General features: G+C 69.3%; 9 protein-coding genes. 3 read left to right on the top strand and 6 right to left on the bottom strand.

Annotated features, from left to right (window positions below):
• Positions 1–332: 332 nt before the first annotated feature.
• Positions 333–1,118 (bottom strand): TauD/TfdA family dioxygenase, encoded by a 786-nt coding sequence (locus Q1N79_RS24570; protein WP_300612866.1) that lies wholly within the window; start codon positions 1,116–1,118, stop codon positions 333–335.
• A 320-nt stretch (positions 1,119–1,438) separates the two neighbouring features.
• Between Q1N79_RS24570 and Q1N79_RS24565 the strand changes: the two genes are divergently transcribed.
• Complete coding sequence (locus Q1N79_RS24565) at positions 1,439–2,569, top strand: cellulase family glycosylhydrolase (protein ID WP_300612864.1); 1,131 nt, start codon at positions 1,439–1,441, stop codon at positions 2,567–2,569.
• An 84-nt stretch (positions 2,570–2,653) separates the two neighbouring features.
• On the opposite strand, the gene Q1N79_RS24560 is transcribed toward Q1N79_RS24565, so the two are convergent.
• Positions 2,654–4,480, bottom strand: coding sequence for a glycoside hydrolase family 15 protein (locus Q1N79_RS24560; protein WP_300612862.1), 1,827 nt, complete (start codon positions 4,478–4,480; stop codon positions 2,654–2,656).
• 172 nt (positions 4,481–4,652) lie between these two features.
• On the opposite strand from Q1N79_RS24560, the gene Q1N79_RS24555 reads away from it, so the two are divergent.
• The gene (locus tag Q1N79_RS24555) at positions 4,653–5,534 is read left to right on the top strand and encodes a DMT family transporter (protein WP_300612860.1); all 882 of its coding nucleotides are present in this window, start codon (positions 4,653–4,655) and stop codon (positions 5,532–5,534) included.
• Between the two features lie 20 nt (positions 5,535–5,554).
• Here Q1N79_RS24555 and Q1N79_RS24550 read toward each other — a convergent pair whose 3' ends face one another.
• Both Q1N79_RS24550 and Q1N79_RS24545 read right to left on the bottom strand, forming a co-directional pair.
• Complete coding sequence (locus Q1N79_RS24550; protein WP_300612859.1) at positions 5,555–7,063, bottom strand: NADH-quinone oxidoreductase subunit NuoF family protein; 1,509 nt, start codon at positions 7,061–7,063, stop codon at positions 5,555–5,557.
• 29 nt (positions 7,064–7,092) lie between these two features.
• Positions 7,093–7,662, bottom strand: coding sequence for a ferric reductase-like transmembrane domain-containing protein (locus tag Q1N79_RS24545; protein WP_300612857.1), 570 nt, complete (start codon positions 7,660–7,662; stop codon positions 7,093–7,095).
• 152 nt (positions 7,663–7,814) lie between these two features.
• Between Q1N79_RS24545 and Q1N79_RS24540 the strand changes: the two genes are divergently transcribed.
• On the top strand, positions 7,815–8,831 hold the full coding sequence (locus Q1N79_RS24540; protein ID WP_300612855.1) for a hypothetical protein: 1,017 nt from the start codon (positions 7,815–7,817) through the stop codon (positions 8,829–8,831).
• Positions 8,832–8,854: 23 nt separating this feature from the next.
• Here the strand turns inward: Q1N79_RS24540 and Q1N79_RS24535 are convergent, their stop codons facing one another.
• Together Q1N79_RS24535 and Q1N79_RS24530 are read right to left on the bottom strand one after the other, a co-directional pair.
• Positions 8,855–9,523: a hypothetical protein gene (locus Q1N79_RS24535; RefSeq protein WP_300612853.1), complete on the bottom strand. Its 669-nt coding sequence runs from the start codon at positions 9,521–9,523 to the stop codon at positions 8,855–8,857.
• 30 nt (positions 9,524–9,553) lie between these two features.
• Positions 9,554–10,339, bottom strand: a 786-nt coding sequence (locus tag Q1N79_RS24530) for a ferric reductase-like transmembrane domain-containing protein (RefSeq protein WP_300612851.1), incomplete at its 5' end; no start/stop codon positions are given.

Genomic DNA, 10,339 nt, shown 5'->3' with positions numbered 1-10,339 from the left:
GCCGATCGAGATCGCGATCGCGCCGAGCAGCGACAGCGTTCTGCGCAGTTGAGTGTTCCTCGAAGACTTTCCCTCGCCCGCTGTGGTCACGAACGTTGCCTTCCGACGCTGGGGCCCGCCGATCACCGACCCTCCCGGAGAGGGCGACTTGTGGTGACCTACAGAAGTGTATTAATCCGATAGTTTTAGTCAACATTTAATCCGGGTATGCCGGAGGATGCCGGGGGCGCCGGTCCGGATGCCGAGGGGATGGCGCCAGGTAATCAGCAACGACGTCATCCCGAGCCGCAACAGGGGGAGGCGCGCGCTCGGCAGGCGGCGCCAGCCGGGCGCTAGCCGCCGATGACCTTGCGGTAAGCCCTGGGGCCGTCGTAGTCGTTAACGGCGTAGTGCCAGGTGGCCTGGTTGTCCCAGATGACGAAGTCTCCCGGCTTCCAGCCAAAGCCGACGGTGTAGTTCGGCGAGGATGCGTGGGCCAGCAGCAAGGGCAGGAGCGCCTTGCTCTCGGCCTCGGTGACGCCCGCGAGCCGGAGGGCGGACGAGCTGATGAGCAGACCCTTCCGGCCCGTGTGGCGGTGGGTGCGCACGACCGGGTACTCGATCGTCTCGGTGACCGGGGGGCGGTTGTGCGTTCCGTCGCCCGGGTAGGCGCTGTAGACGGCGCTGACCGACTCCAGGAGCCGCCGCACCGGCTCGGACAGGCTGTCGTAGGCCGCCTGCAGGTCAGCCCATAGCGTGTGACCGCCGATCTCGGGCACCACCTGGTAGGTGAGCGACTCGATGTTGAACGGCGGGTTCCGCCACGTGCCACCGATGTGCCAGCGGTCCGCGGTGCCCTTCTCCAGGTTGAAGGTGTAGACCAGCCGGCTGTCCTCATGCCGGTTGACCCACAGGGGATGGTCGAAAGGCTCGTCGAAGAGCCGCACTGCCTCCACGTGCTGGAGCGGCGACAGGTTCTGGTTGCGGAAGACCAGGACCTTGTAGGTCCAAAAGGCCTCCCGCAGGGCCTCCGCGGTGACGCCGGCAACGGGCTGTGCCAGGTCGACGCCCTCGACCTCGGCACCGATCAGCGGACTGGCCGGGCGGATTTCGTAGCGGCTAGTCAGGGTGTCGGTCACGGGATCACTCCTTGGAGCAGTCGGCCGGTTATAAAGTCTACTTATCCGATCGTTTTTATTCAAGAATCACGCTGGCCGGCCGGCCGAGCGATGTGGTCGGTTGTCGGCTGGCCCGGGGTACCCGTGCGCCTTCCGGAACCAGGATCCAAGATCTGCCGGATCTCGGACATTAGGTGCATTTTTGCGAAAGCGCGGCCCCCTGGTGCCCCTTCCCTGAATAATCCGGATCGCGGGGTTCGACCTCATTGGGGATAGTTCATTGTCGATAGCGAGGATGCGTCTCAATGATGTTCCGGGGACTAACCGCTACCCTCCTGGCCGTGACCGTGACCGGCCTCTGCACAGCCGTGGCGGTGTCCGCCGCCGATGCCGCCGGGCCGTCAGGCATGGTCATCGCCGCCTCCGCAGCCTCGATGGCGCCCGCTGCCACGGCGGCACTGAGCCTGCACGTGTCGGGCAATAGCCTGGTGAACGCGCAAGGTGCGCGGGTCGTCCTGCACGGCGTGGACCGCTCGGGCGGCGAGTATGCCTGCGTCCAGGGATGGGGCCTTTTCGACGGGCCGGTGGACCAGGCGTCGGTCACCGCCATGAAGACGTGGGACATCAACGCCGTGCGGGTACCGCTGAATGAGGCCTGCTGGAACGGCGAGTCCTACGTGAGCAGCAAGTACCGCGGCGCCAGCTACCGCAAGGCGGTCGAGGCATACGTGAGCCTGCTGAACCGAAACGGCCTGGTCGTGATCCTCGACCTGCACTGGTCCGACGGCAGCTACACGGGCCCGCCGGACTCGTGCACCACGGCGCGCGCGGAGTGCCAGAAGCCCATGCCAGACACCGCCGAGTCGGTGCCGTTCTGGCGGTCGGTGGCGGCAACGTTCAAGGACAACGACTCGGTCATCTTCGACCTGTTCAACGAGCCGTTCCCGGAGTCGGCGGTGGGGGCCACCGAGACCGAGGCCTGGCACTGCTGGCTGTACGGCGGTCATTGCACCGGCATCTCTTACTCCGTGGCCGGCATGCAAACCCTTGTCAACACTGTGCGGGCCACCGGCGCGAAGAACGTGATCATGCTGGGCGGGCTGGGCTACGCGAGCGACCTGAGCGAGTGGCTCACGTACGAGCCCACCGATCCCGATCACGACCTCGCCGCGTCCTGGCACGCCTACAACTTCGCCGGCTGTCACGTGAGCAGCTGCTGGAATAGCCAGCTAGCCCCCGTCCTCAAGAAGGTGCCCCTCATTGTCGGGGAGATGGGCGAGAACGACTGCGCCGACGACTACATCGACCCGCTCATGAAATGGCTCGACGCCCGGTCGGCCAGCTACCTGGCCTGGGCGTGGAATGCCGACTTCAGCTGCGGCGCGGGTCCCAGCCTGATCACGAGCTACAACGGAACCCCGACCGCCTTCGGCAAGGGATATCGCGCCCACCTGCTCTCGCTACGGCAATGATGACGACGCGCTTGGGCTGCGGTCGATCCGGCAGGACTGCTTGCCGAGAACGGCGCGACTAGACAGGCTGTCGCCGGTTGTTCCTCATGAGGCCCTGGCCTTGGCCCTTGCGAGGGTAACGCCGCTGGCGATGATCCCGATATGGCTGAAGGCCTGCGGGTAGTTGCCGATGAACTCGCCGGTGGACGGGTCGATCTGCTCTGACAGCAAGCCGAGCGGGCTGGCCCGGGCGCAGAGCGAGGCGTACAGTTCCCCGGCCTCATCGACGCGGCCCTGCATGGCCAGGTTGTCCGCGAGCCAGAAGCTGCACAGCAGGAAGGCTCCCTCGTCGCCGGCTATGCCGTCGGGTGAGTCATCGTGCCGGTAGCGGTACAGCAGGCCGTCGCCGGCTGACAGGCGCTCGGCCACGGCCGTCGCCGTGGCCACCATGCGCGGGTGATCGGCGGGCAAGACCTGTCGCAGCGGCAGGGCCAGCAGGCTGGCGTCGAGGCTGCCGCCGCCGTCGAGGTGCTCGCTCAGCGTCCGGGCGTCCTCGTCCCACGACTGGTCCACGATGACCTGGCGGAGCTTTTCCGCGGCGGCCTGCCAGGCGGAGGCCGGGCCGGGCAGGCCCAGCCGCTCGGCGATGGCTGCGGCCCGGTCCAGGGCGACCTGACACATCGCCGCCGAGTAGGTGAACACCCGACCCTCGCCGCGCACCTCCCAGATGCCCTGGTCCGGCTGCCGCCAGGCCTGGCCGGCGGTCTCGGCCAGGGAGGCCAGCGCCGTCCACAGCTGCGGCTGAAGCTGGCCGCCGCCGCGGACCCACTGGTAGGCGCAGTCCAGCACCTCGCCGTAGACGTCGTGCTGGCGCTGGCCGGCCGCGCCGTTGCCCCACCGCACCGGGGCCGAGCGGCGGTAGCCTTCCAGCCCGGCGTCCTCCCATTCCGCGGGCACCGGCCCGCCGTCGAGGTCGTACATGATCCGCGGCTGCTGGCTCTGTTCGAAGGCGTCAAGGACCCAGCCCAGGAATGCGTCCGCCTCATCCGCGAACCCGATCCGGCGCATCGCGAACACCGCGAAGGCCGCGTCCCTGATCCAGGTGTAGCGGTAGTCCCAGTTCCGCACCCCGCCGATCGGCGCCGGCATGGACGAGGTCGGGGCGGCGACCAGCGAGCCGTTGACCCAGTGGTCGCAGAGCTTCAAGGTAATCGCGGCCCGTCGCACCAGGGGTTCGGCGGGGCCATCGTAGCTGAAGCGCGTCATCCACCGGCGCCACGCCGCCGCCGTGGCCGCCAGCATCGCCCCGGCGTCGAAGCGATGGTGGCGGTGCGTGCGCCCCCACGACAGCACCAGGTCAAGCGAATCGCCTTGTTCCAGGTCATAGGTGCCATGCAGGCCGCTCAGCGGGCGACTCGAGCGCAGGTGCAGCCGAAGGTCCTGCCGCCGCGCAGGCATGACCAGCAAGCCGCTTGCGGCGGCTCGCGCCTGGGCTCCGCCCCGCGGGTCGAGGTCGACATTGAGCCGGACCTTCCCGTGCAGGACCACCGCCGACCGGACCAGTTCGCCCCGGCCCGCTGGTACGTCATCGGTGAGATCGACGCCCGGGCGCAGCGCCAGCGCGTCGGTGAGCCTGACCACGCCGGCGGCGCCACGCAGTTCGGTGATGAGCACCGCGGTGTCGGGCTCATAGCGCTGGCGGGCCTCCGTCAGGCCCTCTGGGCTGACGCTGAACTGGCCGCCGTGCTCCCGGTCCAGCAAACCGCACAGCAGCGGCTCGGAATCGAAGCGCGGCAGGCACAGCCAGCGGATGCTGCCGTCCAGGCCGGCCAGGGCCACCGTCGATCCGTCTCCGATCAGGCCAAGATCCTCAAGCGGCAGGTAGCCGTCCCGCATCCGGACCGGCCTGAAGGCAGGATCAGGCTCGAGCATGCAGTCCCGCTCCTTCGTTCGCGGTCTTCGGTCTTACTCACGGTAACGAGGGCATCGCGGGCACCACCTCACCCGAGAGGAATGAGGCGGACCGGGCCCATGGCCGGGTAAGACAGCCCTTAGGTTGCCGCGATCGCCCGCGGCCGGAGCGACGCAAGGCAGACGTTCACGCGTGACCATCATTTACGCCCTGCTCGCCGGGCTGTGCAACGCCCTCAACGTCACCGCCCAGCACCTCGGCAGCATCAGCAGCTCGAAGAAGTCAAAGGGCTGGCGTTTTGTCGTCTCCCTCCTCGGGAACCCGCTGTGGCTGGCGGGCTGGGGGGCGCTGGCCGGCGGCTTCGTCTTCCAGGCGCTCGCGCTGCATGCCGGGCAGATGTCGGTGGTCCAGTCACTGCTGGTCACCGAGCTTGTCTTCGCCCTCGGACTGCGGCGAATCTGGCTGCGTCAGTCCATTCGCGGCGTCACCTGGTGGGCGGCGGCGCTGACCTGCGTAGCCCTGAGCGTGTTCTTGGCGACTTCCGAGCCACAGGGCGGCACGCACTACCCCGCCAGCCACGCGTGGGTGACTGGCGCATGGGGCACTGTGGGGGTCGCCGCACTCCTGACGCTGCTGGGCATGCGTGGCAGCACCGTCCGCCGGACCGCGCTGGTGGCGTCGGCCACTGCCATGATGTGGGCGCTGGTCGCGACGTTGGTCAAGACCATGACCGACACCTGGTCGGAGTTCGGCGTGGGGGGCATGTTCCTGCACTGGCCGGTTTACGCGCTCGCCGCCGCCGGTCTTGGTGCCGAGGTTCTTCAGCAGACGACGCTGCGCATCGGGCCGCTCAGCGTTTCCCAGCCGCTCTTGGTCATCATCAACCCGATCGTGAGCATCGCGCTCAGCGTCTGGATCTTTGAGGAGTACTTCACCACGGACGTCCCGAGGCTCGCCCTCGGGTCCGTTGCGTTCGCCGCCATGTGCGCCTCCGCGGCGGTGCTGACCCGGACGGCCCCGACGACCATGTCAGCCTCTGACATTTCCCCCGCGCCGTCCACGAGCGCGCGATAGCAGCAAACCCATGGTTACGGTCAGGCGATCTGATGCGGGGGCGGGCCGAGCCTGAGCGCGAGGGACGGGCAGCGGAGCACCGCCCGGTGTGCCTCGCGCTTCAGCCTGGCAGGGATGGGCGAGTCGGCGATGATCGGGTAGCCGTCGTGGTCGAGCGTGACGAGTTCCGGCGCTACCTTCCCGCACAGGCCGTGACGGTCGCAGCGGGTCCAGTCGACAAGCAGCCGCGGGCCTGTGTCCTCGTCAGCGATGGGCAGGGCGCCCAGCGTGCCCCGGCCGCAGGTGCCGTTGGCCAGGTGCGCCTCGATGTCGTCCGCGAAAACCTCAAGCGCAGAAAGGACGAACCGCGACGTCCCGTCAGGATGCCCGCACGCGCCTCTGCCGCGGACCCATGCGGCGGACTGCCGCATCCGGTCAACGGAAGGCCTGTCGCCCGCGCCGCTGGCTAGCTGGGTGGCGGCCTGCGCGATCTTCGGCAGCCCGCGCCAGCAGGGGCCACACTGGCCGGAGGATTCGCGGGCGAGATACCGCACGACGCGCGCCATTTCGCCGAGCGGGCACGTGGCGGCGGGAATCGCGAGGATCACACCCGCGCCGAGCATGCCGTGCGCCCTGGCCAGGCCTGCCCGGGAGACCTCAAGTGTCCTGGCCACCTCGGGCGACAGCCACGTCCCGTGGTAGCCGCCGACGAGCACGCCGGGCCCCGTCGTGACCGCCCTGGCCGCGCCAAGGATCGTCGTGAGCCGGGTGCCCGCCGGGGCCTCCACCACGAAGGTCCCGGCGGCGCCGCCGACCGTGAGCAGGATCGTTCCGGGTTCGCTGGCCGTTCCCACGGCGCTGTAAGCGTCCAGGCCGAGGCGGGCGAGGACGGCAAGCTGGGCGAACGTCTCGGCGTTGGACAGGAGCGTGGGGCGACCACCGACGCCGCTGTCGGTCGCGTGCCGCTTGCGGCCGGGCGGAAGCGCCGGCTCGCCGTTGACACCGCGGACAAGCGCCCCGCTCTCGCCAGAGACAAAGCGGCGCGGAAGCGATACGACGCGGGTGCGCGGCAGGTGGCGACTGTGGTGACGCTCCTTGATGGCGGCTTCGACGGACCCGATCGCCGCGCCGGAAGATTCGGCGAGTCCGATGACTATCTCGCATGCGCCGAGGGCCGTCGCGGCGAGTTCGGCGCCGTCGAGTACGAGGTGCGGGACGCGAGTGGTGAGCATGCGGTCCTTCTCGCTGCCTGGCTCGCCTTCCATGACGTTGACGAGGATGACCGGGGGCCTGCCTGGCCGGGTACTGGCGAGCACCGCGAGGAGCTTGCGCGCGAACGGGAACGCGGCGCCACCACGGCCGCGCTGGTCCGCGGCCCTCGCCAGGGCGACGAGCGCTCCGGGCGGCAGGCCGGGCAGCGGGCCATGCAGCGCCAGGTGCCGTGGCAGCGCGATCCGGTGGTTCTTGTCAAGGCCGACGGTGAGCCGGGGCTGGCCGACCGCGCGGACACGGGGGGTCGACAGCGGCTTCGCGGGGATCCGGTCTTCCATGCCTCCCGGATTTCTCGTGCCTGTCGGGCTCATCGGGTCGCCCGTCGCGTGTAGGCGCCGGCGGCGAGCCTTGTCAAGAGCGCGACGACCACGGCGATGACGCATATCCCGTAACTCCAGGTGACGTACGGCTTCGGCTGCCGTCCCGCAAGCAGGCCGTGGATGATCGCCAGCGGCCATGCCAGGTAGGCGACGGCATGGATAGCCCGCCAGACCCGCGGCTTCAGCCGACCGTGCGTGAAACGGGCGCGCGCGAACCCCGTCACGGCGATGACGATGATGAAATCCGAGGCAAGCGTGCCGAGCCCTATGTAGAACGTCCTGCCGGGAGCGAGGAACGGGACGACGGAGTCCACCGGGCGCACCCGCCCTGCCGCCGTCTCAAGGGCGATGTGCGTTATCAGGAAGACGATCGTGGCCACGGCAAGCGCTCGGTGGACGGCCTGGGCGGCGAGCCGGAGTTCGGGGCGCATGATCACGCGGTCGCTCGCCACCAGCCCGATGCCGACAGTCGCGGTCGACGCGACCAGCGCGAAGACACCGCCGTAGAAGGTGAGAAAGCTCAGGATGGCGGCGATCGCCGCCCGCAGGCTCTCCACTGCTCTGCTGCCTCACTCCTAGAGCGCATGCTGATATGCCCGAAGGCGCGCATGAACTTCCCCTGCAGGGGAAGTTCATGCGCGGTCTGGCGCCTTGCCTCGTGCATGCCGGGGCCCGTTAAGGCTTTGCCAGCTCAGGAGGGCGTTGGCAGATGAGCCTGGTAATCGTTCTCGCTGCCGCCGTGGCGGTATGCGTGCTGGCGGCCGCGGGTTACCTCGGCCGCCGAGCGGTCGCGCGTTCGGCGCGGGTGCTGGCGGGCGGCGTCCAGCGGATGCTGTTCGGGGTCGCTACCCTGGCCGGACGGGTCTGGCGGCTCGCAGCGGCCGCGTGGCTGGGTGCGAAGGCGCGGCTTGGCCGGCTTGGCCGATTTGGCGGGCTTGGCGGGCTTGGCCGGCTTGGCGGGCTTGGCCGGCTTGGCCGCGGGCGCACCGGGCGGCGGTTGCCTGTCCGCCCGAGCGACATCCAGAGCAGCGCGCGTCCCCTGCGGAACACGCCACGCGCCCTGCTGAACGCGATACGCCGGGATATCGCGGCTGGCCAGGAGGACAACAAGTTCATCGCGCTGGCCACCAGCGGGGATGTGCTCCCCAGGCGGCTGCTCGTGGAGTTCGCGGGCCAGCAGGCGCGCGTCATGGCCAGCAACCAGCGCAGCCTGCTTTACCTTGCGGCGCGTTTCACGGACACCGCGGCCGGGAGGTTCTTCGCGGAGCTAGCCGAAACCTCCAGGCATGCGGCAGACATGCTGGGCCTCTTCGTGGAAGCCGCGGGGGCGCGCCGGGCTGAGCTGCGCTCGTCCGAACCGCTGGCCGGCTGCCAGGCCTACCCGGCATATGTCTCATGGCTGTCGCTCAACGCCTCGGCCGAAGACGCCGCGCTCGCGCTGGCGGCGAGCCTCGGGACATGGGGTGACAACTTCGCCGCCATGGGGCAGGGTCTTCGGGAGAACCCTGCGTTCAGGATTTCCGGAGCGGGTGAGCGGGCCACCGCGTTCTTCGACATCTTCGGCGTCCCGGGGACGCACCTGGAGAACCTTGCTCTGTCCGTGGTGCGGGAAGCGCAGGAAGCGGGCCGCAAACCGGTCCACGCGCTTGGCTATGCGCGACTGCTGACCGCCTACCAGGCAATGTTCTGGAACGCGCTAGCCGAGCGCGCCGAAGCTCCCGGCTGAGCGGCCACGCGGCCAGGGACGGCTCAGCCGTCCGAAAGCGGCGCCTCAATTGCCTTGCGGAGGAGCGTCAGTTCGGTCTGAACGGCGGTGGCGGCGAGGTTCACCCGGCGGTTGTATGACCGCATCCGGGTGAGGGTGGCTGCGCGGGCCTGCTGGGCGGTGAGGGTAGCGAGGGCCTGGTCGGCGCGGATCACGGCGTTGGCTATCACGGTGAGCTGGGGGGTGAAGGTGACCGCGGCGATGGGCACGGCGGTGCCGTTGGAGGCGGCGCTGGTGATCAGCGCCAGCGCCCTGGCCCTGTTCTGCGGGGTGAACGTGACCGCGGCCAGGCTGGTGTCGAACGCCTGCTCGGTCGCCACCTCGGCGGTCAGGGCCGCCTCGGCCGCAATCAGGTTGTGCCCTTCGCTGGCGGTGTAGGCGGCCGTGTCGGCTTCCAGCAGCCTGGCGGCCGGGTTGACGAGCCCGTCGTACTGGCTGACCAGCATCTGCTGGGTGGTGCACGGCAGGCCGGAGATGAACAGGGCGGGCTCGCAGCCGGCGGCAAGGGCGGCGGCGGCGTGCCGGCCGGCGGCGCCGGTGGCGTAGATCAGGCCGGCGATCACCAAGATCGCGGCCAGCGGGGAGATGATCATCAAGATGACCCGGCCGGCCGCGGTGTCGTCCCGGCCGGGTGCGGCGTAGGTGTGGCTCATCGGATCCCTTCGCGGAAGGCGGTCGTCGCGTTATTCGGCGCTGGGGGTCTCGCGGAAGGAGTCGATTCCCTTGAAGACCTCCTCATTGATGATGAAGATGAAGGCGAATATGAACAGCGCGAAGACCGGCCCGATGGTGACCCAGACCAGCCAGTTCCGGCCTTCTTTCTGCCGGGCGGCGATCCACCGCTTGACCGGCGGCAGCCGCAGGGTGAGCAGGAACAGGCTGCACGCCGAGTACTGGTAGAACCGCTGGTGGAACACCGGGTCGCCGTCACCGGGGAAGCCGGAGCCGTTGGACCCGCTCTGGAACCCCAGTCCCTCCAGCAGCATCAGGTGGAAGGCGAGCAGCCCCCAGATGACATACGTGAGCCAGTGCAGCCGCTTCCAGTACTTGCCGAGCTTGCGCTGCGCCCACGGGTTGCCGGTCAGCAGCAGCGGGATGACCAGCAGCACCATGGTGAACCCCACGAGCTCGAAAACGTGCCCGGCCAGCCGGCCGAACACGCCCCCGGCGAAGGTATCGGTGATCCCCGCGGCGGTCGCGTCCCCGATGCCGCAGCACGCCATCATGATCCCGTACCAGCGGCGCAGCCCGAAGAACCAGCGCTGCCCGGTGAGCGTGACCATGGGGCTGACCAGCAGGCACAAGAACAGGCACAGCTCGGCGCCGGTCCCCAGCGTGTCGTCGACCGACACCGAGAAGGTGTTCTTGTTCATCGTGAAGAACGCCGGCGCCATGAAGAACAGCGGGGCCACCGCGGGGGCGCCCAGCAGGATAAGCGCGACCGCCTTCCGCTTGACGCGGGAGCCGCC

The sequence above is a fragment of the Trebonia sp. genome (assembly GCF_030042015.1).
GTDB lineage: Bacteria > Actinomycetota > Actinomycetes > Streptosporangiales > Streptosporangiaceae > Trebonia.
This window is presented reverse-complemented; position numbering and strand designations above follow the sequence as displayed.

What these genes read in the sequence shown, in the direction of transcription:
- Q1N79_RS24550 (WP_300612859.1), bottom strand. Translation starts at nt 7,063, where the DNA reads ATGGAAGACCGGATCCCCGCGAAGCCGCTGTCGACCCCCCGTGTCCGC.
- Q1N79_RS24535 (WP_300612853.1), bottom strand. Translation starts at nt 9,523, where the DNA reads ATGAGCCACACCTACGCCGCACCCGGCCGGGACGACACCGCGGCCGGC.
- Q1N79_RS24560 (WP_300612862.1), bottom strand. Translation starts at nt 4,480, where the DNA reads ATGCTCGAGCCTGATCCTGCCTTCAGGCCGGTCCGGATGCGGGACGGC.
- Q1N79_RS24540 (WP_300612855.1), top strand. Translation starts at nt 7,815, where the DNA reads ATGAGCCTGGTAATCGTTCTCGCTGCCGCCGTGGCGGTATGCGTGCTG.